The sequence below is a fragment of the Cypionkella sp. genome (assembly GCF_030652235.1).
Classification (GTDB): Bacteria; Pseudomonadota; Alphaproteobacteria; order Rhodobacterales; family Rhodobacteraceae; genus Cypionkella.
The window spans coordinates 24336-48981 of the sequence record NZ_JAUSBA010000016.1; the positions used below are offsets into that span (position 1 = coordinate 24336).

General features: G+C 60.0%; 19 protein-coding genes. 9 read left to right on the forward strand and 10 right to left on the reverse strand.

The window, feature by feature from the left end; all coding sequences use genetic code 11:
- Positions 1-24: 24 nt before the first annotated feature.
- Genes Q7V03_RS04020 through Q7V03_RS04050 form a run of 7 tightly spaced genes read left to right on the forward strand, consistent with a single transcriptional unit; the run spans position 25 to position 6400 of the window.
- Positions 25-1524, forward strand: coding sequence for a sugar ABC transporter ATP-binding protein (locus Q7V03_RS04020; protein WP_304924320.1), 1500 nt, complete (start codon positions 25-27; stop codon positions 1522-1524).
- Complete coding sequence (locus tag Q7V03_RS04025; RefSeq protein ID WP_304924321.1) at positions 1524-2540, forward strand: ABC transporter permease; 1017 nt, start codon at positions 1524-1526, stop codon at positions 2538-2540. Before Q7V03_RS04020 ends, Q7V03_RS04025 begins: the two co-directional genes overlap by 1 nt.
- Positions 2537-3496 carry an ABC transporter permease gene (locus Q7V03_RS04030; RefSeq protein WP_304924322.1) on the forward strand — a complete coding sequence of 320 codons (960 nt, stop codon included), beginning with the start codon at positions 2537-2539 and terminating at the stop codon, positions 3494-3496. The genes Q7V03_RS04025 and Q7V03_RS04030 overlap by 4 nt, the downstream gene beginning before the upstream one ends.
- Positions 3493-4221: a FadR/GntR family transcriptional regulator gene (locus Q7V03_RS04035; RefSeq protein WP_304924323.1), complete on the forward strand. Its 729-nt coding sequence runs from the start codon at positions 3493-3495 to the stop codon at positions 4219-4221. The genes Q7V03_RS04030 and Q7V03_RS04035 overlap by 4 nt, the downstream gene beginning before the upstream one ends.
- A 1-nt stretch (position 4222) precedes the next feature.
- Complete coding sequence (locus Q7V03_RS04040; RefSeq protein ID WP_304924324.1) at positions 4223-5272, forward strand: Gfo/Idh/MocA family protein; 1050 nt, start codon at positions 4223-4225, stop codon at positions 5270-5272.
- A 1-nt stretch (position 5273) separates the two neighbouring features.
- The gene (locus tag Q7V03_RS04045; RefSeq protein WP_304924325.1) at positions 5274-6083 is read left to right on the forward strand and encodes a sugar phosphate isomerase/epimerase; all 810 of its coding nucleotides are present in this window, start codon (positions 5274-5276) and stop codon (positions 6081-6083) included.
- Between the two features lie 2 nt (positions 6084-6085).
- Positions 6086-6400, forward strand: a complete 315-nt coding sequence (locus Q7V03_RS04050; protein WP_304924326.1) for an L-rhamnose mutarotase — start codon at positions 6086-6088, stop codon at positions 6398-6400.
- Positions 6401-6484: 84 nt separating this feature from the next.
- On the opposite strand, the gene Q7V03_RS04055 is transcribed toward Q7V03_RS04050, so the two are convergent.
- The 10 genes from Q7V03_RS04055 to tpa all read right to left on the reverse strand — a co-directional run bounded on the left by Q7V03_RS04055 (position 6485) and on the right by tpa (position 21214).
- A complete protein-coding gene (locus tag Q7V03_RS04055; protein WP_304924327.1) occupies positions 6485-8917 on the reverse strand; it encodes an FAD-dependent oxidoreductase in 2433 nt (810 codons plus the stop codon).
- Positions 8918-8924: 7 nt separating this feature from the next.
- The gene (locus Q7V03_RS04060) at positions 8925-9797 is read right to left on the reverse strand and encodes a choline/ethanolamine kinase family protein (protein ID WP_304924328.1); all 873 of its coding nucleotides are present in this window, start codon (positions 9795-9797) and stop codon (positions 8925-8927) included.
- Between the two features lie 8 nt (positions 9798-9805).
- Entirely contained in the window at positions 9806-10675 is an 870-nt protein-coding gene (locus Q7V03_RS04065; protein WP_304924329.1) for a DmsC/YnfH family molybdoenzyme membrane anchor subunit, read from the reverse strand.
- Positions 10675-11412, reverse strand: coding sequence for a 4Fe-4S dicluster domain-containing protein (locus tag Q7V03_RS04070; RefSeq protein ID WP_304924330.1), 738 nt, complete (start codon positions 11410-11412; stop codon positions 10675-10677). The genes Q7V03_RS04065 and Q7V03_RS04070 overlap by 1 nt, the downstream gene beginning before the upstream one ends.
- On the reverse strand, positions 11409-14192 hold the full coding sequence (locus Q7V03_RS04075; protein ID WP_304924331.1) for a molybdopterin oxidoreductase family protein: 2784 nt from the start codon (positions 14190-14192) through the stop codon (positions 11409-11411). Before Q7V03_RS04075 ends, Q7V03_RS04070 begins: the two co-directional genes overlap by 4 nt.
- Before the next feature lie 150 nt (positions 14193-14342).
- Positions 14343-15413, reverse strand: coding sequence for an acetate/propionate family kinase (locus Q7V03_RS04080; protein ID WP_304924332.1), 1071 nt, complete (start codon positions 15411-15413; stop codon positions 14343-14345).
- A complete protein-coding gene (locus Q7V03_RS04085) occupies positions 15414-16154 on the reverse strand; it encodes a sulfite exporter TauE/SafE family protein (protein WP_304924333.1) in 741 nt (246 codons plus the stop codon).
- On the reverse strand, positions 16154-17926 hold the full coding sequence (gene xsc / locus Q7V03_RS04090; RefSeq protein WP_304924334.1) for a sulfoacetaldehyde acetyltransferase: 1773 nt from the start codon (positions 17924-17926) through the stop codon (positions 16154-16156). Before xsc ends, Q7V03_RS04085 begins: the two co-directional genes overlap by 1 nt.
- 197 nt (positions 17927-18123) lie before the next feature.
- On the reverse strand, positions 18124-19584 hold the full coding sequence (locus tag Q7V03_RS04095) for a PLP-dependent aminotransferase family protein (protein WP_304924335.1): 1461 nt from the start codon (positions 19582-19584) through the stop codon (positions 18124-18126).
- 247 nt (positions 19585-19831) lie between these two features.
- A complete protein-coding gene (gene tpa, locus Q7V03_RS04100) occupies positions 19832-21214 on the reverse strand; it encodes a hypotaurine--pyruvate aminotransferase Tpa (protein WP_304924336.1) in 1383 nt (460 codons plus the stop codon).
- A 204-nt stretch (positions 21215-21418) separates the two neighbouring features.
- On the opposite strand from tpa, the gene Q7V03_RS04105 reads away from it, so the two are divergent.
- Positions 21419-23599, forward strand: a complete 2181-nt coding sequence (locus Q7V03_RS04105) for a dehydrogenase E1 component subunit alpha/beta (RefSeq protein ID WP_304924337.1) — start codon at positions 21419-21421, stop codon at positions 23597-23599.
- On the forward strand, positions 23596-24615 hold the full coding sequence (locus Q7V03_RS04110) for an ACP S-malonyltransferase (protein ID WP_304924338.1): 1020 nt from the start codon (positions 23596-23598) through the stop codon (positions 24613-24615). Before Q7V03_RS04105 ends, Q7V03_RS04110 begins: the two co-directional genes overlap by 4 nt.
- Positions 24616-24646 lie beyond the last annotated feature (31 nt).

The following is a 24646-nucleotide window of genomic DNA, read 5'->3' on the forward strand; positions in this document are numbered from 1 at the left end:
CGTCCTTCCCTGTGGATTGACCCTATGACCTTAGCCCCCACGCTCGCGCTGCGCGGCATCTCGAAGAATTTCGGGATGACCGCCGCCTTGACCGACATGACGCTGGAACTGTTTCCCGGCGAAGTTCATGCCATTGCCGGCGAAAACGGTGCGGGCAAATCCACCATGATCAAGATCATGACCGGGATTCATCAACCTTCGTCTGGTGTGCTGGACGTTGATGGCGAGCCCGTTGTGCTGAACGGCTCAAAAGCTGCCCGAATGCGCGGGATTGCGGCGATTTACCAAGAGCCGATGGTGTTTCCCGATCTTGATGTCACCGAAAACATCTTCATTTCGGCCACTTCCGGCCTGTTCCTCAACCGCCCCGCCATGCGCCGCGCCGCGAAGGAGTTAATCGCCCGCATCGGTATGACGCTAGATGTCGACCGTATCGCCTCGGGTCTGTCCTTGGCCGAACAGCAGGCCGTGGAAATCGCCCGCGCCCTCAGCCAAGACGTGCGCGTGCTGATCATGGATGAGCCCACCGCCAGCCTTTCAGCGCATGAGGCCTCTGAGTTGCGCCGCATCGCCCGCGCTTTGGCCGATGATGGGGTGTCTGTGGTCTATATCTCGCACCGGTTGGAGGAAGTCTTTCAACTCGCCAACCGGGTCTCGGTGATCCGCGACGGCAAGCACATCTCGACCAAATTGATCACCGAAACCGATCCGCAAACCCTGATCGCCGAGATGGTGGGTCGCGAGGTTGGCAATTATTTCACCAAGATGCCCTCCACCGCCACCTCGGAAACTCTGCTGTCCGTGCAGAGCCTCAGCGTCGACGGTGTGTTTGAAGACATCTCCTTCGACATCAAACGCGGCGAGATCCTTGCCATGGCCGGTCTGATCGGCGCGCGCCGGACTGATGTTGCCCTCGCGCTGTTTGGCATGCTGAAAACCAGCGCCGGGGCCGTCACTTACAAAGGCCAACCGCTGAAAGTCACCTCCTCGCGGCAAGCGATTGATGCTGGCATCGCCTATGTCTCGGAAGACCGCCGCAAGCTGGGTCTTGCCATGGCGCTACCGATCCGCTGGAATATCAGCCTTGCGACTTTGCAGAAATACCTCACGCCCCTAGGACTGATCAACACCAGTGCCGAGATCGCAACCGCTTGGGATTACAAGAAAAAGCTGAACATCCGCACCCCGAACACCGATATTGCCGTCGGCAATCTTTCGGGCGGCAATCAGCAAAAGGTGATGCTGGCGAAATGGCTGAATATGGCGCCTGACCTGCTGATTGTCGATGAACCCACCCGTGGCATCGATGTCGGTGCGAAAGCCGAGGTCCACGCCCTGATCCGCGCCTTCACAGCCGCGGGTGGCACCGCTTTGGTGATTTCTTCAGATTTGCCCGAAGTCCTCGCCCTTGGCGACCGCATTCTGGTGATGCGCGAAGGCCGCCAAATGGCGATCCTTAATCACGCCGATGCCTCTCAAGAATCCATCATGGCGCTTGCCACCGGACAAAAGGACGCCGCCTGATGGGCCTACTTTCCCGCCTTTCCCCGGCCGCTTTGCGGATCCTCGCGCTGCTGGTAGTGCTTGCCATCGTCATACTGTTCTTCGCCTCCCAGATCGAAGGCTACCTGAACGGCCGCCTGTTCAACCGGATTTCATCCTCGGTCGCGATCATGGCACTGATCGCGACCGGCCAAACACTGGTGATCCTGACCCGCAATATCGACCTGTCAGTCGGCTCTGTCGTGGGCTTTTCTGCCTTCGCCACAGGCTCCATCATCACAAACCATCCCGATCTTAACCCCTTGCTGTTGTTGCTTTACGCTGCCCTTGTCGGCACCGGCTTTGGCATCATCAACGGCCTTTTGGTCGCCTACGCCCGCGTGCCGTCGATCATCGTCACCCTCGCCACCATGGCGCTGTTCCGCTCGTTCCTTGTCGAATATTCCAACGCCAAATCCATCACCTCCGACAGCCTGCCGGCATGGCTCACCGATTTTCCCAACCTTCCGGTGTTCTCGATCGGAGCGCTGGAATTCCGCGCCGGCTTCACCGCCAGCCTATTGGTGGTGATCCTCGTCCACCTCTGCCTCACACGCCTGCGCCCCGCCCGTGCTTTGTTCGCAGTCGGCTCCAATCCCGAAGCCGCGGACATGGCAGGCATTGACGCCAAGCGCGTGGTGTTTGCCGCTTTCGCTTTGTCGGGACTGATGGCGGGCCTTGCGGGCTTCATGTTCCTCGCCCGTTTCGGCAATATCACCGTCGTCGCGGGCCTCGGGTTTGAGTTGAAATCCGTGGCCTCCAGCGTCGTTGGCGGCGTCAATATCTTCGGCGGTTCCGGCTCGGTGATCGGCGCATTCCTCGGCGCAATCTTGGTTGACCTCTTGGAAACCTCCCTCGTTCGCTGGGCCGTCGTCTCTGAATTCTGGCGCGAAGCCATCCTTGGTGCGCTGATCCTGCTCGCCGTCGCCACCGACACCATCCTGTCGCGCCGCCTCACCAAACTCCGCACCAAGAAATCCAAGGAGGCTGCGCAATGAGCCGTCTGTTCAGCTGGGAAGGCTTCCTGTTCGTCTGCCTTTTGGGGGTCTTCACCTTCAATGCCATCGCCGTCCCAGATTTTCTTGGCATCTCCAATCAAATCAACCTGTTCCAGCTTTCCATCGAGAAAATCATCCTCGCTCTTGTGATGACCTTCGTGATCATCAATGCCGAGATTGATCTCTCGGTTGGCTCGATGATGGGCCTTTCCGCCTGCACTTTCGGCTATCTTTTCCAAATGGGCGTCCCTGCGCCCTTGATCATCCTGATCTGCCTGACTATCGGCATTGCGGGCGGCCTGTTCAACGGCTGGTTCGTCGCCCGCCTAGGCCTGCCCAGCCTCGTCGTCACCCTCGCCACCCTGATCGGCTTTCGCGGCCTCGCCCGCGTCATGCTGGAAGATCGCGGCATCGGCAGCTTCCCCGATTGGTTCGCCGCTTTGGGTCAAAAGGGCCTGATCGGCCCGGTGCCCTTCGCGCTGATCGCTTTCTTGGTGCTGTTCGCCGTGCTCTATATCCTGCTCGAACGCTCCGGTTTCGGCCGCAAAACCTATGTCATCGGCTCGAACCGAGACGTCGCCGACTTTGCTGGCATCGACACCGCCCGCCACAAGATCATCATCTTCACCATGTCCGGGGTATGCGCCGCCTTCGCAGGCCTGCTCTACGCCGCCCGCGTCGGGGCCGTGCGCGGTGATGTGGCTTCTGGCTTTGAGCTTGACGTGATCACCATCGTTTTGCTCGGCGGCGTCAGCATTTTCGGCGGCAAAGGCACCTTGGTCGGCACCCTGCTTTCAATCCTGATCGTTCTAAACCTGCGCAACGGCATGGCGCTGCTTAGCATCACTGGCCATATCCAAACCGGGGTGATTGGCCTATTGCTGATCGCATCGGTAGTGATCCCGCGCATCAAACTCCCTACCCCTAGGTCACTCAAGCCCGAGGTTGCAACATGACCGACCCGATCCGCATCGAATTTGAAACCCCGATCCAGCGCGAATCCGTCGCCGAAATGGTGGTCCGCCGCATCCTTGACATGGTGAAATCCGGCGTTCTGAAAGCCGGAGACGCCCTGCCGCCCGAGCGTGATCTGGCGCTATCGCTGGACGTTTCGCGCCCCTCGGTGCGCGAGGCGATGCGGGGTTTGGCGGTGCTCGGTGTGGTGAAATCGCGCCAAGGCGGAGGCGCCTATATCTCTGATCTTGGCCCCGATGCGCTGCTTGGCCCGATCCAGTTCTATCTGTCACTCGAACAAATGAACATCCGCGAGCTTTATGACGCCCGCAGCTTGATCGAATCCGATGTCGCCCGCCGCGCCGCCGTCAACATCACCGATGCGGATCTGGCGCGGCTGGAATTGGTTCTGACAGCCCAGCACGACACCATCGGCGACGCGCTGGCCTTCCGAAAATCCGATTTTGAGTTCCACGAAATCATCTGGATCGGTTCCGGCAATGCCTTTCTGAAGCGCATCGGCGAAACCCTGAACGTGATCGGGTTAGAGTTCCGCAAACGCGCCTCGGAACGCCCCGGCGTGCTGGATCAATCGCTGCAAGACCACCGCCGCCTGCTGGAAGCGCTAAAGGCCCGCGACCCCGCCGCAGCCGCAAGCGCAGCCGAGGCGCATATGCAAAACGTCTACCAATCCACCATCCAATCCACCGTTGCGCAGGAAAATTAACATGGCCAAAATCGGAATAGTCGGCATCGGCTGGTGGGCCTGCTTCAATCACATACCAGCCTTGCAAGCCTTGGGAGACGTTGATAAAATCGCCATATGTGATCTTGATCCAGCGCGCCTCGTCCAAGTCGGCGACCAATTCGGCATCACCGCCCGCTACAGCGATGTGGCCGAAATGATCAAAACCGAAGCCCTCGACGGCGTGATCATTTCCACTCCCCACATCGCCCACACCCGCCCCGCCCTCGCCGCGCTGCAAGCGGGCGCGCATGTGCTGGTCGAAAAACCGATGGCCACCACTGCCGCCGACGGTCGCGCGATAGCCGCCGCTGGTATCGCTGCGGGCCGCGAAGTGCTGATCGCCACCGGCCTCAACTACACAAACTTCACCGCGCAAGCCGCCGCGTGGGTGCGCAGCGGCAGAATCGGCCAGATCCGCCACGCCGCCTGTCAAATGGGCAGCGCTTTGGATGATCTGATGGCCGGCGAGCCGATGTTAGAGACCGCAAACCACCTGTTCCGTCCGCCAGCATCGACATGGTCCGATCCGGCGAAAGCCGGCGGCTATGCCTGGGGCCAGATGAGCCATTCTCTGGCGTGGCTCTGTCATGTCGCGGATGTGAAGTTCCAGTCGATCTACTGTCTTGATGGCAAGTCAAAAACCGGAGTCGATTACTACGACGCCGCCGTCGGCCGTTGCACCAATGGCGCAACCGTCGCACTTTCCGGTGCCTCCACCGTGCCAAAACAGCGCGGCATGCATACCGATATCCGCCTTTACGGCACCGAAGGCGTGATCTGGTTTGATTGCGAATCCGGTCGCGCCCGACTGGAACTGTCGCGTCTCGACGGCAGCAATGAAACCTATGCAATGGCGCCCGGAGAGGCCAATTATGACGGTACACTCCCCGTCACGCATTTTGCCGCTCTCTGCGCCGGAAAACCCGTCGGCAACCCCGCCAACGGCGAAAACGGCGCCCGCGTCACCGAAGCCATCGCCGCGATGTATGCTTCTGCGACCACAGGCGCTGCCATACAGATCGAAGCTTAAGATGAAACTGTCCCTTACATCATGGTCTTTCCCCGCCTGTAACTTGCAAGAATGTGCCGCCATCAGCCGCGCTTTGGGCATCGGCGCGTTGGACGTCGGTTTATTTTACCGCTCAGGTCTTAACAAATCGGAAATTCTCGCTGATCCGAAGGCTGCGGCAGAGCCGCTGCGCAGCCTCGGCGTCAGCATCCCGAACTATTACCATCTGTTTGGCGCAGGCGTTAGCGGCCAAAACCTATCTCTGCCTGGCACAATCTCTCAAAATATCAAAGACATCGACTCCGTCCTGACCTTCGCCGATGCCGCCAACATCGCCTCGGTTTTCATCCTGCCCGGCATCATCAATCCCGGCCAATCTCGCGATCAAGCAGCCCAGCAAGCCACCGAATCGCTCAAAGCCCTGCTGGAAGTCGCCACCCACCACCGCGCCCGCCTTTGCATTGAACCGCATGTGCAAAGCTGGGCCGAAAGCCCCGCCCTGACCCAACTTTTGATCGACCAAACCGGCATCGGATTGGCGTTAGATTACAGCCACTTCACCTGCCTTGGCTACCGTCAGGATGAGATCGACCCGCTGGCCAAACACGCCACCCACATCCATCTGCGCCAAACCAAAATGGGCGCGCTGCAGACCAAATTCGCCCATGGCACGCTGAATTTCCCCGCGTTGTTCGCCACCCTGCGCGATGTGGGCTATTATGGCCATCTGGCGCTTGAGGCCGTGCATCAAGATTACATGAACACCCTCACCGAAGACGTTCTGACGGAAACCATCCTGCTGCGCGATTGTTTCCAAAACTGGAAAGGTTAACTATGCCCGGATACGCTTGGGTGCTGGAAGTCCGCCCCGGATACGAGGTTGAATACCTCAAACGCCATGATGAAATCTGGCCCGAAATGCTGGAGGCGCTGCGCGCAGCCGGCATCCGCAACTACAATATTTTCCGCCACGGACTGACCCTGTTCGGCTTCTTTGAAACCGATGACCTAGACGCCACCAAGGCCTATCTACGGACATCGCCCGTCGATAAACGCTGGGGCGAATGGATGGCACCGATCATGAAAATCGAAATCGACGCCACCACAAACTACCCATATTTGCTGCCAAAACAGTTCTTTATGGCGTGAATGCCTGTCACTTCATGAAATGCTGTTTTAAAAATACTCCCGCCGGAGGCTTCTGCCACAACCTGCCAAGCCTCCGGTTCCAGCTTACGCCTTAATCCGTGCGCCCGTCGGATCATAGAGCGCGCCCAGATGCAGTTTGGCCGCGACCCGCTCTGACGCCACCTCCAGCTCATAGCTGCCGCTCGTCATGAACGCCGCATCCACCGCCTCGCGCCGGACATAGCCATAGCCAATCGGCTGGTTAATAGTGTGGCCAAACCCGCCAGATGACAGCCAGCCAACCCGCTCGCCATTGCGGTAGATTGTTTCCCGCCCAAGCAAAATCACCGAAGGATCATCCACGGTAAACGCCGCCAACCGCTTCTTCACGCCGCCCAAAAGTTGCGCCTGAAGCGCTGCACGGCCCAGGAAATCCACCCCGGATTTCATCTTGCAGGCCCAAAGCAAGCCTGACTCAACCGGCGTATGATCCGGCCCAATATCTGCGCCCCAAGCCCGATACCCCTTCTCCAACCGCAGGGTTTCAATCGCGCGGTAGCCTGCGTTCACCACATCGCCGCCCGCCATCAGCGCCTCATACACCGTCACCGCCACATCGGTCGGCATGTGCAATTCCCAGCCAAGCTCGCCCACATAGGTCACCCGCAACGCCAGAACCGGGCAACCCGCGACCGAAATCCGCCGCGCGGTACCAAATTTGAACCCCTCATTCGACAAGTCATCCGAGCAAACCCGCGCCAAAATGCGGCGCGCCTCCGGCCCCATCAGCGACAGCACCGCCGAGCCTGAGGTCACATCAACCAACTGGCAATTCCCGGTCAGATTGCGTGAAATCCAGTCGAAATCATGCGTCGCAAAACCGGTGCCGGTGACAATGTAAAACTCATCCCAAGCCGTCCGAGCCACAGTTACATCCGCCTCAATCCCGCCGCGCGCGTTCAACATCTGCGTATAGGTCAGTGCCCCCACCGCCCGATCTACATTCCCCGCCGCAACATAATTCAACGCCTTAGCCGCATCCGGCCCCTTCAGCACAAACTTAGCAAACGACGACTGATCAATCAGCACCGCCGCTTCCCGACACGCCAAATGCTCGCGTCGCACCTGATCCCACCAGCCGGGGCGCTGGTAGGAGTAGCGATCAACCGCGACTTCCCCAACTGACAAATCGGCGAACCAGTTCGGGCGCTCCCAGCCCAATTTCTCGCCAAAACACGCCCCCGCCGCCTGCAAATGCCCATACAAAGCCGAGCGCCGGGTCGGTCGCGCCGAGGTCATCTCCTCTGACGGCCAAGCAATCGTGTAATGTTTGCCATAAGCCTCCAGTGTCCGCGTCCGCACCCAATCGGTCGACTGATGCACGCGGCCAAAGCGGCGAATATCCACCGGCCATAGATCATAAGGCGCCTCGCCCTTCGCCGCCCATTCCGCCAAAGCCATGCCCGCACCACCAGCGCTGGCGATGCCAAAGGCGTTAAACCCAGCGCCCACATAGAAATTCTTCAACTCTGGTGCTTCGCCCAAGATGAAATTGCCATCCGGCGTGAAGCTTTCTGGCCCGTTCAAAAGCTGCTTCACCCCCGCCGTTGCCAGCGCAGGCACCCGCGCAATCGCATCCTCCATAAACTGGCTGTAGTGGTCAAAATCCGATGTCAGCAAATCGAAATGAAACCCCTCCGGTATGCCTTTCACCGCCCAAGGCTTCGGGTTTGGCTCATAGCCACCCCAAACCAAACCGCCGACATCTTCCTTCCAATAGGTCAGCCGATCCGGGTCGCGCAGAGTTGGCAGACCCGGTGTAACCCCTTCAATACGCTCGGTAATCATATACTGATGCTCGACCGAGACCAGCGGCACATTCACCCCCACTGATGCCGCCAGCACCCGCGTCCACTGCCCCGCACAGCAGATTACCTTCTCACATTCAATCGTCCCGAACGGCGTTTCCACCCCGCGAATCCGGCCACCTTCGACGATCACCCGCGTCACCGGGGTGTCTTCAAAAATCTTCACCCCCGCCATCCGCGCGCCTTTCGCGAGGCTTTGGGTGATATCTGAGGGGTTCGCCTGCCCATCGGTCGGCAGGTAAGCTGCCCCCACAAGGTCATCGATCGTCATCAACGGCCATAAATCTTGCGCCTCTTGCGGCGTCAAAAGGTGCATCTCAAGCCCGAAGGATTTCGCCGTCGTCGCCTGCCGTTTCACCTCGGTCCAGCGCGCCTCATTACAGGCCAAACGCAAGCCACCGTTCATTTTCCAACCGGTTTGCAAGCCAGTCTCGGCTTCAAGACGTTTGTACAACTCTACCGAGTAGCCGAGTAACTGAGTGATGTTAGCCGAGGTTCTAAGTTGCCCCACCAACCCCGCGGCATGAAACGTTGTCCCCGACGTCAGCTTTTTCCGCTCCAGCAAAACCGTGTCGGTCCAGCCCAATTTCCCCATGTGATAGGCGGTGGAGCAGCCAATAATCCCGCCGCCAATGATGACAGTGCGCGCGGTCGTGGGTAGATCAACCATGATATCCTCAGGAGTTTTCAAAGGCGGCAAACGCCGCCCGATAGGTGGAAAGATTTTGCGCAGTGTAGGTGGCATAGTCGAAATCAATCTCGGAATAGATCTCCGATACCATGCTCCAGAGCGTCTCGCGCAGCGCCGCTGCAGCCTTCATCGCCTTGTATTTGTGCCATAAATCGCCTTCTGGTGCCCTATCAAAATAGGCCCCCAGCATCCGCGTCTCTTGGCGCTCGCTCAGCCCCGTGTTCGCGGCCAAGCCGCCCAGATCAAACAGCGGTGAGTTGAAACCTGCGTAATCCCAGTCAATCAACCACATCCGCGTGCCATCATGCAGAAAATTCGCCGCAAGCAGGTCGTTATGGCCAAACACCAAGTCAATCTGCCCCACCGCCGCCTCTAGCAGCACGGCCTGCGCCAGCAATTCTGGCAGCGCCGAGCTATACCCCGATCCCGCATCCCGCAGCGTTCCGGCATAGTCGCGAAGCACATGAAACACCCAGAACACCAGCGCGGGCCCCCGTAAATGCTGCGGAATTTCGCGATGCGCCCGCGCCACCAAGTCCAGTGCCTGATCCAGCACCGCATCCTCGGCAAAATCCGCAGGCGTCATGGTGCGGCCCTGAATATAGGTTATCACCAAGGCCCCCGGCGCGTGGTAAATCACCGCGGGCGACACCCCTGCCGCATGGGCCGCACGGCTGGCCGACAATTCATTAAATCGCAAGATCTGGTGCAGCGGAATGTCATCGCCGATCCGCACCACCACCTTTTGTGCATCATCTTCCACAACAAAATTCACATTGGTGATGCCGCCGCCGAGGGGTTTAATCCGCGCCGCGCCCTGCCAGATCGGCAGATTTTGCACCTTTTGCAGCGGACTCATCGCACCTCCTAGCGTTTTCCGTAGAACAAGCCTACCACATGCTCGGCTTGTGCAAAGAACAACCAGCGGGCCGTCAAAGCGCCGATCAGATGGCATATTGCAGCCAAAGCAAAGGTCCAAACCTCGCCCGAAATCACCAGCAACGCCGCCGGAATCACCGCCGCCAGTGCCAATGCAATCGCCCGCAGCTTTTGCGCATGTTTGCGCCCCACCACGAAAATCATCTCACGCAGCAGGTAATTTCCCGCCGTATGCGCCTGCTCAAACACCGTTACCTCGCCGATCCGATCAAGCCCGGTCGCGGTGCCCAAAGTCTGTGCCCGACGCGCAAACTGTCCATCACCGACCTGCCATATCGCCAGCAAGACCGCCGCTAAGGCCGAAAGCAACACTGCAGCAAAGCTTTGCCCCGCCAACACCGCGCCCCCTGCCAGCGCAAAGCTTAAAAACATCACAGGTGTTAACCAATGGTGCCAGCGCGGCACCGCTTTGATCTGGGCATAGATCATCGAAGTAGTGAACACGGTGACCAGCGCCAACGCCGCACCAAGCCAGCCGAACGGGCGCGGCAGACCCAAATCCAACCAATCCGACAGCGCCATCGGAGCCAACAAAACCAAGGCCGCTACCGAAGCCCAAGCCTCACGCGAAAGCCAGCTTGTCTGCCATTGCGTGAACGCCCGCCATGCCCGCTTAGGATTTCCCAAATGGAAGGTCGAGGCCAAAAGCCCAATCACCGCAAGACCATAGCCCAAGCCCCACCATAGAAAGGCCACCAGCCCGGACGGATGTACAAATCCCAGACCAAGAAAAAACAGCAGGCCAAACCCCGCGCCAGACAGCACCGAAAACACAATAACCGAAGGTGCCGGATGCATCAGATCTTCCCCAACACGCGGTCAAGCCATCCGGCGAAACCACTGGCCTTGATGTCCAACAGGGGTGCCAAAATGCTGGCATCCTGCCGCACATCTTTCTTGCGCGGCGGCAGATAGCGGTTAACCGGCTTGGTTCCCAGATCGGGCATCAGGGCATAACCACTGCGCTCGGCACTCAAACGGCTTACCTTGCTATCTGGGTCGGCAAAATCGCCAAAATGCCGCGCGCCTGTCGGGCAACCGCGCACGCAGGCGGGCTCTCGGTCTTCTTCGGGCAGGTTTTCGTTATAGATCCGATCCACACAGAGCGTGCATTTCTTCATCACCCCGGCCTCCGCATCCATCTCGCGCGCGCCGTAAGGGCAGGCCCAAGCGCAAAGACCGCAGCCAATACAGGCATCCTCGTTGACCAAAACAATGCCATCCTCACTGCGCTTATAGCTTGCACCCGTAGGGCAAACCGTGACGCAAGGCGCATCTTCGCAATGGAGACAGGAGCGAGGGAAATTGATCGTTTGTGCCTCACCTTCAATGGGTTGCACGGCATAGCTGTGAACTCGGTTTAAGAACACCCCGGAAGGCTCTGCCCCATATGGGTTTTGGTCGGACAACGGTACGCCGTAGCCTTGATCATTCCAACCCTTACACGCCGTCACGCAAGCCTGACAACCAACGCAAGTGTCCAGATCAATCGCCAGACCTAGCCGCTTTTCCGTGGAAACTGGTAAACAGGTCATGCGCGCTCCCCCCCTTGCGGCACCACGCGCGGGATCGGAGCAAAGGCAGGTTCAGACTGCGCCTTTGCCCCCACCCGCTCAATCCGCACCCGCAGATCAAACCACGCCGCCTGCCCTGTCACCGGATCAGAGTTCGACAGCCGCGCGCCATCGCCCTTGTCTGGCAGCAGTTCCGAGATCAGGTGGTTCAGCAAGAACCCCGTTGTCGCCTCCGACGCGCCATCGTCAAGCGCCCAAGCCCCCTTGCGTTTGCCAATCGCATTCCACGTCCAAACCGTATTTTCGTTCAGCGCCGCCATATGCGCGACGGGCACGGTGATGCCGCCATTGGGCGAGATTACGCGGGCATAGTCGCCCTCGCTAAAACCATGTTCCGCCCATATTTTTGTTGGTAAATACAAATAGTTAGTCCCACGAATTTGCCGCAACCACGCGTTCTGACTGCCCCAGGAGTGATACATGTCCATCGGCCGCTGGGTGATCGCGTGGACAGGATAGCCCCAACCCGTCGCCTCCAGATCGCCAAACGGCGGATACCAGATCGGCAGCGGATCCATCGCCTGTTTCAACCGCGCGCGCAGATGATCGGGCGGCTGGATCGGCCCCAGCCCTTCGGCGGCCATCTGGAATTTGCGCATAGGCTCCGACCAGATCGAGAACAGATATGGCTGCGGGCTCTCATAGAACGAGGTTTTCACTGCCCAGTCCTGATAGGCCATATTCCACGGCTTGTAGAAGGCCCCCTCCTCCGGCACATGGGCTTGATAAAACCCGCCATTTTCGATGTAGCGCGCCATCTGGTCGGGGTTGGCATCGCCGCGCCCTTCCGCCGTACCATCGCCGCGAAAGCCGATCAGCGGCCCGACTCCGGGGCGGCGAATATGGTTCACGATGTAATCGGCGTAGTCCTTATACTTCGCCGTTCCGTCCGCGTTAACCATCGGCGCCAACCCCAACCGCGCGCCCAGATCCAGCAGCACCGATTGGAACGGCCGCACATCGCGGTCCGGCTCCACCACCGGCCAGCGGATTGAATCCCCCGCCGCATCCGGTTCCGAGATCGGACGGTCGAGCAGGCTGATACAATCGTGGCGTTCCAGATAGGTGGTATCCGGCAAGATCAGATCGGCATAAGCCACCATTTCCGACGCATAAGCATCGGAATAGATGATCCGGGGGATGATGTATTCTCCATCCGGCGCTTTATCTGTCAGCATTTCCATGACCTTAGTCGAATTCATCGAAGAATTCCACGCCATGTTGGCCATATACAAAAACAGCGTATCAATCTTGTAGGGATCACCGGCATGGGCATTTGGGATCAGCATATGCATCAGCCCATGCGCCGAAAATGGGTTCTCCCACGTAAAGGCTTTGTCGATCCGCACAGGCGAGCCGTCTTCCTTCAGCGCCAGATTTTCCGGGCCGCGCACATAGCCCAAATGCGGCCCAGACAACGGCTTGCCCGGAGCGGTAACAAAATGCGGCGTCGGATGCGCCTCCATCGGTTTCGGATAGGGCGGCTTTAGGCGGTAGCCACCCGGCACCTCGACCGTGCCCAGAACGATCTGCAACAGATGCAAAGCGCGGGCGGTTTGAAAGCCGTTAGAATGGGCCGAAATCCCGCGCATGGCGTGAAACGACACAGGCCGCCCCGGCATGGTTGCATGGAAATCGCCACGAAAATCCGTCCAGGATTGCTTAATCTCAATCGCCTGCTCAAACGCCACATGCGCCAGTTCAGCAGCCAAAGCCCGGATACGATCCGCCGCAATGCCACAGCGCGCAGCAACCGCTTCGGGGGCATAGTCATCCGACAGATATTTCTCAGCCATATGCTGAAACACCGTCCGGTTGCCCTGATATGTCGCCCCCAGATCAGGCTGCACGCCTTTGCCATCCCAAGGCGCCGGCGCGCCGGTTCTGCGATCAATCACAAAGGGTTGGCTTTCGGCGTTCTTCGCGATCAGCCCTTTTTCCGGCCCATCTTCCACCACCAGCAACGGCGCATTGGTGTAGCGCGCGAGATACTCCAGATCGACCTTGCCCGCCTGCAACAAGCAATGGATCAGCGACAGGATCAGCAGCCCATCCGTCCCCGGTGTGATGCCCAGCCAGTCATCGGCCACAGCATTATACCCGGTGCGAATAGGGTTAACGCCAATCACCCGCGCGCCGCGCGCCTTCAGCTTGCCCAGCCCGATTTTGATCGGGTTGCTGTCATGATCTTCCGCCACCCCAAACAGCACGAACAGCTTGGTGCGCTCCCAATCCGGCGCGCCAAACTCCCAGAACGCACCGCCGATGGTGTAAATCCCGCCCGCCGCCATGTTCACCGAACAAAACCCACCATGCGCCGCATAATTCGGCGTGCCAAACGCCTGCGCCCACCAACCGGTAAAGCTTTGCGACTGATCGCGCCCGGTGAAAAACGCCAGCTTTTCGGGGGCTGTTTCGCGCAATGGCTTCATCCAGGACACCGCCAAAGCCAAAGCCTCATCCCAGGAAATCTCCTCAAACGCGCCGGACCCACGCGGCCCCACCCGCTTCAACGGCGCGCGCAGCCGCGACGGCGCCGTCACCTGCATGATACCGCTCGCGCCCTTGGCACAGAGCACGCCCTTGTTGATCGGATGGTCGCGATTGCCCTCGATATAGCTGACCCGGCCCTCTTTCAGATGCACATTGATGCCGCAGCGGCAGGCGCACATATAGCAGGTGGTCTTGCGGATTTCGTCCGAAACCGGGGGCGAGGTGTCAATCTTCGGCTGAACTCTCATCTTCCCCCCTTACGTCTGACCGTCAATCTGGACGGAAGCTTTTCGCCAAACAAGCCTGATTGCGACACACCGTTGCGACATTCACCGCAATCTCGGAAAAACTTCCGCCCCAGTGCCGGAAACCCAGAAAAACCCACGCGCGCCATACGCTTACAAACCAACCCCCAGCAGCGCCAAAGCCTCGGTCGCGATCGAACGCTCCTCCTCGGCAGGCACGATATGCACGGGAACATTGCCAGCCCAAGCCAAGCCCGCCACAATCCGCCCGCGTACAAAAGCGTCATTCTCGCCAATCCCGCCGGTGAAGGCGATACCGTCTAGCCCGCCCATCGCCGCGATCATGTTGCCTGCATGTCGCACCGCCCAATAGCAGAAATGCTCCACCGCAAACGCCGCCTCTGGCGTCCCCGCCGCGTGCAAGGCCCGCATATCGCTATGGCCACCCAACGCCAGCAGACCGCTTTCGCGGTTCAAAATCCGCCCAGCGCCCGCAACGCCATGCAACTCGGCCAGCCGCAAAACCGCATTGCCATCAATGCCGCCCGTCCGCGTGCCCATAGTGATGCCATCCAGCGGCGAATAGCCCATTGTCGTCGCCACCGACACGCCCGCCTTGATCGCGCACAGCGAGGCCCCGTTGCCCAGATGCAGCGCCAGCAATCGCTCGGGCAGCGCCTCCAAACCCCGCAAATGCCGCACCAAACCGCCATAACTGATGCCATGAAAGCCATAGCGCCGCAGCCCGCGCGCCCGCTCCGCCAAAGGCAAAGCATAAGTCACCGCCACCTCTGGGTTCGTGCTGTGAAACGCCGTATCAAAGCTGACATACTGCGGCAGATCGGGCGCCAAGGCCTGCAAAGCGAGAATAGCGGTCAGATTGCCGGGGTTGTGCAACGGGGCCAGCGGCACACACGCCTCAATCCCTGCAATCACCGCAGCCGTCACCCGCGCAGGCCGCACCAAAGCCTCGCCGCCATGTACCACGCGGTGCGCCGCCGCCGTCAGATCCGCCAGCGCCACGCCCTGCGCCGCCATCGCCTCAAACGCCAGCGCCAATGCCGCCTGATGATCCGCCGCTGCACAATCGCGATCCACCGCGCCAAGGCGCAGGCACCCCACGCCACCAATCTCGGTAACAGACCCAGCCAGAATCTGCCGCAAACCACCGTCAAACACCGCCAGCTTGACCGAGGATGACCCGGCATTGACCACCAGCAACATCTAAAGCACCGCCTTGATCAGCCCCATCACCGCCAGCCCACCCAGCAGCAAAATCGCAAAACGGCGAAAATCCTGCGGATCGGTGTGCAAAAAATGCCGCGATCCCAGCCAATTGCCCAGAAACGTCAGTGGCAAAGCCACCAATGACGCCGACAATGTATCCCATGTCACCAGCCCGTGCCACCAATACAAAGGTGCCGAATAGATATCCAGCAGCGGGAAAAACGCGATCAACGTGGCGCGAAACGTCGCCGCCTGCATTGGTTGTGCTGCAAAGAAAGCCGCCACCGGCAAGCCCCCCATCCCCGGCGCATTGGCCAGACCCGAAACCACGCCAACCGCCAGATTACCCGCGCCGCGCACCTCAGACCTCAGCCGCCAGCCCGCCAGCAACACGCAACACATCACTAGGATATAGACCGAGATCGCCGCCCGCGCCGCTTCTTCACTGATCCCGGTCAACGCCCACAGCCCCAGCGGCAGGCCCACGGCCGCCCCCGCCAGCATCAGCCAAACCCTGCGCCAATCGACATCGCCGCCGATGCCGCGCGCGGCTTGCAGGCTCATCGCGGTCTCTAGGATCACCACCACCGCCACGAAATGCAGCGGATTGGTGACCACGCCCGAGGCCGCAATCACCATCGCCGAATAGCCAAAGCCAGAATAGCCCCGGATGAAAGCCGCGACCAGAATGGCGCAACCCATCCAGATCGAGGCACCCAGCCCCAGCTCAAACGGCATCAAACCACCTGCTTGCGCATATCAGAGGCAGAAATCCCCGCCACCGCCACCGGCTTTTTCATCGCATCGCGGCGGAACGGCTCACCCAGTTCCTGATTGATCATCGCCTCAATCAGTGTGGTCTTGCCCGCCTTCTGGTCGATGATCGCTTGGCGCAATGCCGCCGTCAGCTCGTCCATAGTTCGCGCCACAACGCCTTGCAGCCCGCAAGCCTTTGCAATCCCAGCATAAGACACCTGCGTGTCCAACTCGGTGCCGACAAAGTTATCGTCATACCACAGGGTCGAGTTGCGCTTCTCCGCGCCCCACTGGTAATTGCGGAACACCACTTGAGTGATCGCAGGCCATTCGCCCCGGCCAATCGCGGTCAATTCGGTCACCGCAATGCCAAACGCCCCATCACCCGAAAAGCCCACCACCGGCACATCCGGGCAACCGATTTTCGCGCCCACCACCGCAGGCAAACCGTAGCCACACGGCCCGAACAGCCCCGGAGCCAGATATTTTCGCCCTTGCTCAAACGTCGGATAAGCGTTGCCAATCGCGCAGTTGTTGCCAATGTCCGAAGAAATAATCGCCTCTTTCGGCAAAGCGGCCTGTATAGCCCGCCACGCCATCCGGGGGCTCATCCAGTTTGGCTTGTCCGCCCGCGCACGGCTGTTCCATGTGGTGCCCGCGTCGTCGTCCTCATGATCCATCGAGGACAAAGCCTGCGCCCAAGCGGATTTGGTCTGTGCGATCTTGGCTTTGCGTTCGCTGCGCCCATGGTCACCAGCGGTAGAGGCCAACCGCGCCAAAACCGCCTCGGCGACCTTTTTCGAGTCGCCGACAATGCCAACAGTCACCTTCTTCGTTAACCCGATCCGATCAGGGTTAATATCGACTTGGATGATCTTGGCCTGTTTAGGCCAATAGTCCAGCGCGTATCCGGGAAGCGTTGAAAACGGATTCAATCGGGTACCCAGACAGAATACCACATCCGCCGCAGAAATCAACTCCATTGCCGCCTTGCTGCCATTGTAGCCCAAAGGCCCGGCAAACAGCGGGTGGCTGCCCGGAAATGCATCGTTATGCTGATAGCCCACACAGACCGGCGCATCCAACCGCTCGGCCAATGCCATGCTTGCCGGAATTGCCCCGCCCAGCACCACGCCCGCGCCGTTCAGGATCACCGGAAACTTCGCCGACGACAGCAATTCCGCAGCCGCATGAACAGCCGCCTCGCCACCCGAAGGCCGCTCAAATTCGACAATCGCGGGCAGATCAATGTCGATCACCTGCGTCCAGTAATCGCGCGGCATGTTGATTTGCGCAGGCGCGCTCAAACGCTTGGCGTTGATGATCACCCGGTTCAGCACCTCTGCCACGCGGGAAGGATCACGCACTTCTTCCTGATAGGCGACCATATCGGCGAACAAAGCCATCTGTTCCACCTCTTGGAACCCGCCCATCCCAATGGTCTTATTCGCCGCCTGCGGTGTCACCAACACCAAGGGCGTGTGGTTCCAATAGGCCGTCTTCACCGCCGTCACAAAGTTGGTAATCCCCGGCCCATTCTGCGCAATCATCATGCTCATCTTGCCGGTGGCCCGCGTGTAGCCATCCGCCATCATCCCGCCCGAGCCTTCATGCGCACAGTCCCAAAAGGTAATTCCCGCGCGCGGAAACAGATCGGAAATCGGCATGAACGCCGAGCCGATGATGCCAAACGCATGCTCAATCCCATGCATTTGCAGCACTTTGACAAAGGCTTCTTCCGTGGTCATCCGCATCGGCTTGCTCCTGAAATTCCGTGGTTAAATCTGTTCTATCCCTCTGCCCAAGCCTGCCTTAGGGCCAGAGCCTCCCCCGTCATAAGGCCAGTTCTCCAATTTCATCTTGGCGAAAATACTCCGGGTGCCGATTGAGTCTGCCATTGGTTCAAAGACCCAATCGGCGGGGGCCGGCCCCGGCGGCCGGCTCCAAGCCCCTACATCCCCCGAATAGCCCGCCCAATCCGCGCAATCCCCTCAGGTATCTTTGCTGGAGAAATCGAGGAATACCCCAGCCGATAGAAATTCCGTGGCGCCTGAGCCGGATCAAAAAACGCCCGCCCCGGCTCGATCAACACGCCTTCCGCCCGCAACCCTTCGGCCAAAACCTCGGCGTCCACCCCAGCAGGCGCGCGCATCCAGAAACTCGATCCGCCAAAGCCGCCCTGCCCGGCCACCGCCAAGCCATTGTCGCGAATGGCTTCTTCCATCACCTGCCGACGCCTGCGATAGGCATTTCGCATCCGGTTGATCAACGCATCATAATGCCCAAGGCTTAGAAAATATGCCACCGTGCGCTGAATATGCCCCGGCGGATGCCGCAGCATCATCAGCCGCAACGCCCGCGCCTCGCGGATAAAACTCGCAGGCCCCACCAGATAGCCGAGCCGCATCCCCGGAAACACAGACTTGGAAAACGACCCCGCATAGATCACCCGCCCCTCGCTATCCAAAGACTTCAAGGCGGGTGACACCGGCTTCAGAAACGACATCTCAAACTCGTAATCATCCTCCACAATTACGAAATCCTCGCGCGACGCCGCCTCCAACAGGGCCAGTCGCCGCTCAAGCGGCATCGTCGCATTGGTCGGGCATTGATGGCTGGCGGTGGTGAACACCACATCCACCCCTTTCGGCAAACGGTCCGGCGGCAACCCATCGGCATCGACATCGACTGAGATCACCTCCGTTCCCGAAGGCTCCAACACCCCGCGTAGGCCGGAGTATCCCGGATTCTCCACCACCGCCCGCCGCCCCGGCCCAAGCAGGGTCGCGACTGTGATCCACAGCGCGTTCTGCGCCCCCAAGGTCAGCAACACCTCATCCTCGCGCGCCGCAATGCCGCGCCGGGGCAGGATCGAACGCAACAGATGCTCGATCAAAAGCGGATCATCGCGGTCGTACATATCGCTTGTCAGCGCCGCAAAATCCTTTCGCCCCAGCGCGCGCAAAGCACAAAGCCGCCAGTTCTGATGATCAAACAAACTCGCATCTGCTTGGCCATAAATGAACGGATAAGCATAATTTTCCCAATCCAGCGGCCGCTTTACCGTGGCGAGATCAGAAAACCGCCGCCCCGTCAGCCGCGCAAAATCGACGCCCTCAGCCCGCGGTGCCCGCGCCTGCAACTCCGGCGCGCGCGGCGCGTTTTCAGAGATGAAATACCCCGACCGCCCCCGCGCCATCAGATAGTCCGCACTGACCAGCTCAGCATAAGACAAAGTCACCGTGATCCGCGAAATCCCCAAATGCTCCGCCAGACCCCGAGACGACGGCATCTTCTGCCCGGCGCGAAACCGGCCCGACAACACGCCTTCCGTCACCATCTGCCGGATACGTTGCTGCAAAGTGCCGCGTACGGCAGGTGGCAGCACAAAGGCTTCAGCGGGGATCGACATTCTGGCCTCATTTCGGCGGCATTGCTGGACTTATAGGCCCGCGACCCTAGGGCAAAGTCAAGCGCTCTGGGCCACCCGAAGGGCCTCCGGCGGGAGTATTTCAAAAAAGAGCAACTGCAAGGGAATTGCTCTTTTCTAAATACTCAATTCTGCGCCGCAACCCGCGCGGCACGCCCAAGAAAAACCCCGCGCCAGTCAAGGCACGGGCTCAATCAGAAAGCACAAATTTTAGATAAATCCGCAGGATTTAGCCAAACACCGTCGTCAGCGCGTTATCAATCGCCCCGGTGATCTGGTCGATATCATCCGGAGTTGCAATCAGTGCAGGCGAGAGGCACAGCGTGTTGTTCAGCCCTGGAATCGAGCGGTTGGTCATGCCGATAATCACGCCCTGCGCGTTGCAGGCGGCCACAACGGCTGCGACTTTCTTTTCGTCCATCGGTTCTTTGGTGACACGATCCGCCACCAATTCCGCACCGCAAAACAGCCCCTTGCCGCGCACATCGCCGATGACTTTGTGCTTTTCCATCAAGGCGTTGAGGTTATCCAGCACCCGCGCACCCATCTTCAGGGTGTTATCCAGCAGACCCTCATCCTCGATGATCCGCATGTTCTCCAGCGCCGCCGCAGGCCCCGCCGTGCAGCCACCAAAGGTCGAAATGTCGCGGAAATACGACATGTGATCGCCCGAATCCTTGAACATGTCGAACACGGCCTCAGTCGTCACTGTGCAGGAAATCGCCGCATAGCCCGAGGCCACACCCTTCGCCATCGTCACGAAATCGGGCTTGATGCCATAGTGCTGATAGCCGAACCAAGTCCCGGTGCGGCCCACACCGCAAACCACTTCATCAATGTGCAGCAAGATGTTGTATTTCTTGCAGATTTCCTGAACCCGCTCCCAATACCCAGTCGGGGGAGTAATAACCCCACCGCCTGCGGTCACTGGCTCCAGCACCAGCGCGCCAATGGTATCGGCGCCTTCGCGCAAGATCACTTCTTCAATCGCATCCGCCGCGCGCTCGCCGTAGTTCTCAACGTCCCATTGCTTGCGATACTCGAGGCAATGCGGCACCATCACGAAGCCATCGGGATAGGGCCCATATTGCGCCGCCCGCTCCAACTGACCCGAAGTCGCAAGCGTGCCAATTGTGGTGCCATGGTAATCCCGCTCGCGGTACAGAATTTTCCACTTCTTGCCGCCGTGATGCTTGTGCGCGATCTGGCGCACCATCTTATAGACCTTCTCGTTCGCCTCGGAGCCCGAGTTCGAATAATACACCCGGCTTAGCCCCGGCATCTTCGAAATCAGCCGTTCGGCAAACAAAGCCCCCGGGATCGAGCCGCCAACCCCGGCAAAATAGTTCATTTTCAGCAAAGTATCGCGCACCGCATTGGCGATGCTTTCGCGGCCATACCCGACGTTCACCGTCCAGACAGCGCCCGACACCGCGTCGATATACTCTTTGCCGCGCGCATCCCAGACACGCAGACCCTTGCCCTCAACGATGATCCGAGGGTCGACATCCGGGCTTTCATAGCCCTTGTGCTGGCTCAGATGGTGCCAAACATGCGCCTTGTCGGCGGCGACCACCGCAGAAATATCATTGGCGTTTGTATAGCCGTCCATGGCTGAACCTCACTTTGCATCGGCCGCACCGCGCGAACCCCGTTTGGCACATAATCCGGGAAACCGCCGCTTCTTCTTATGTCCAGACCGCATGGGCCGATAAGTCCAGCCGCCTCTATGCCGATTTTGCATAGTCCCATGCTGTCTTCTCAATATCTTAGCCGGGCTGTTTCGGCTAAAAATGCGGCAAATCGGGAGAAGATCATGGGCCGCTCTGTCATCGTGCACGAAAACTTCCTGCGCCGAATAGCCGCCCGCGACTTCCCCGAGGGTGCCGCCCCCGCTGGCCCGCTCACCCCCGAAGACGCCGTGGCGATTTACCGCGCCGCCTGCACCAGCCGCGCGCTGGACCGCACCTCGCGCGAAATGCAGCGCCAAGGCACCGGATTCTACACCATCGGCTCGTCCGGCCACGAGGGGCTGGCGGCGGTTGCCGTCGCCCTGCGCCCCACCGATATGGCCTTCCTGCACTACCGCGATGCTGCTTTTCAAATCGCCCGCGCGGGCCAAGTGCCGGGGCAAACCATCGCTTATGACATGCTTTTGTCCTTCGCAGCCTCTTCTGATGACCCGATCTCGGGCGGTCGCCACAAGGTTCTGGGCAGCAAAGCGCTGAACATCCCGCCGCAAACCTCGACCATCGCTTCCCACCTGCCCAAAGCCGTCGGCGCTGCCTATGCCATTGGCGCTGCCAAGAAAAACCGCCCCGATCACGCCCAGCTTCCAGATGATGCCATTATCTACTGCAGCTTTGGCGACGCCTCGGCCAACCATTCCACCGCGCAAGGGGCGTTCAACGCTGCGGGCTGGACGGCTTACCAAAACCTCCCCCTGCCGCTGCTGTTCGTCTGCGAGGACAACGGCATCGGCATCTCGACCAAAACCCCCACCGGCTGGATCGCCAATTCCTTCAAACACCGCCCCGGCCTGAAGTATTTCCACGCCAACGGCCTTGATATCTACGAGACATATAAAGTCGCGCAAGAGGCCGCCCAGTATGTCCGCACCCGCCGCAAACCCGTCTTCCTGCACCTGAAAACCATCCGCCTCTACGGCCATGCGGGCGCGGATATGCCCACCACCTATCTGCCGCGCGAGGAGGTCGAAGCCGAAGAAGCCCATGATCCCCTGCTGCACATGGTCCGCCAACTCGACCAAGCCCAGGCCCTTCCCGCTGCCCAAGCGCTTGAGCTCTACACCGATACCGCCCGGCGCGTCACCCGCATCGCAGCCGAGGCCACCACCCACCCCCACCTGAAAACCGCCGCCCAAGTCATGGCCGCCATCATCCCGCCCCTCCGCCCGTGCAAACCTAGCAACGGCCCCAGCCCCGATGCCCGAGCCGCCGCTTTCGGCAGCGACCTGAAGCAGATGGACGAACCGCAAATCATGTCGCGCCTGATCAACTGGGCGCTGACCGATCTGATGCTGACCCACCCCGAGATCGTGATGATGGGCGAAGACGTGGGCCGCAAAGGTGGCGTCTACGGCGTCACCCAAAAGCTGACCCAACGCTTCGGCCCCTCGCGCATGATCGACACCCTGCTGGATGAGCAAAGCATCCTCGGCCTTGCCATCGGCATGGCGCAAAACGGCTTCATCCCGTTCCCGGAAATCCAATTCCTCGCCTATCTGCACAACGCCGAGGATCAGTTGCGCGGTGAAGCCGCCACCCTGCCGTTCTTCTCCAACGGCCAGTATTCCAACCCAATGGTGCTGCGCATCGCGGGCCTTGGCTATCAAAAGGGCTTCGGCGGCCATTTCCACAATGACAACTCGGTTGCCGTGCTGCGCGACATTCCCGGCCTGATCCTTGCCGTGCCCTCAAACGGCGCCGACGCGGCCAAAATGCTGCGCGAATGTGCCCGGCTTGCCCGCGAAGAACAGCGGCTCGTGGTGTTCTTGGAGCCCATCGCCCTCTACCCGATGCGTGACCTGCACAGCGACAAAGACGGCCTCTGGATGCAACGCTACCCCGCCCCCGATCAAAGCATTGCCTTCGGTGAAGTTGGCCAGCAAGGTGACGGCACCGACCTCGCCATCGTCACCTTCGGCAACGGAAATTACCTTTCGCATCAAGCACTTCCGGCCATAAATTCATCCGGCATCAAGACCCGCATCATCGACACTCGCTGGCTTTCTCCACTGCCCGTCGAGGCCCTTCTCGCCGCCACCGCGCCTTGCAAAAACATCCTGATCGTCGATGAAACCCGCCATTCCGGCGGCGTCGCCGAGGCGCTGATGGCGCTGTTCCACGAAGGCCCCCCCACCAATCTCGCCCGCCTGACGGCAACTGACAGCTTCATCGCCACCGGCCCCGCCTATGCCGCCACCATGCCATCAGCCGCCAGTATCACCGCCGCCGCCATGGAGCTTTGCAAATGAGAACCGCCGTCCTGATTTGCCCCGGTCGTGGCAGCTATACCAAGACCGAACTGGGCTCCCTTACCCGTTTCCCCGACCGCATACTGCTGGCGCATTTCGACGCCCGCCGCACGGCCCTGAACCAAGAAACCCTGACCGCCCTCGACAGCGCGCCCACTTACTCCGTCTCAAAACACACAAGGGGCGACAACGCCTCCGCCCTGATCTATGCCTGCACGCTGGGCGACGCACTGTCCCTGCAAAACGTTGAAATCACAGCCGTAACCGGCAATTCGATGGGCTGGTATTCCGCCCTCGCCTGTGCCGGCGCGCTCACGCCCGAAAACGGTTTTGAAGTCGTCAACACCATGGGCACGTTGATGCAGCAAAGCCTGATCGGCGGCCAGATCATTCACCCCTTCATGGATGAAAACTGGCACCGCAACCCGAGCCGCCGCGCCGAACTTCTCGCGATAGTGGCAGACATCAACACCCGCCCCGACCACATCCTAAGCTTGTCGATCGACCTTGGTGGTATGTTGGTCCTCGCAGGCAACGAATCCGGCCTGAAAGCCTTCGAGGCAATCGTCTCGCCCGAGCAATCCCGCTTCCCGATGCGTCTGGCCAATCACGCCGCCTTCCACACCGCCCTGCAAGCCCCTGTGGCCGCCCAAGGCCGCGCAGCCCTGCCTGCAACCCTGTTCCAACAACCGCAAAAACCGCTGATCGACGGGCGCGGCCAGATCTGGTGGCCCGGCTCAACCCGCACTGCCGATCTTTACGACTACACCCTCGGCCACCAAGTCACCGAGCCCTACGATTTCACCGCCGCCATCCGCACATGCGCCCGCGAATTTGCCCCCGACCTGTTCATCATCGCGGGCCCCGGCACCACACTTGGGGGTGCTGTCGCGCAAAGCCTGATCCTCGCCCACTGGCAGGGCCTCTCCAGCAAAGCAGATTTTCAATCGCGCCAAGCCGCCAATCCGCTGCTGATCTCAATGGGGCTGCCCGAGCAACGCAGCCTCGTCACCTGAGCAAAGCGTTAACACCAAGTAAACAAGGCCC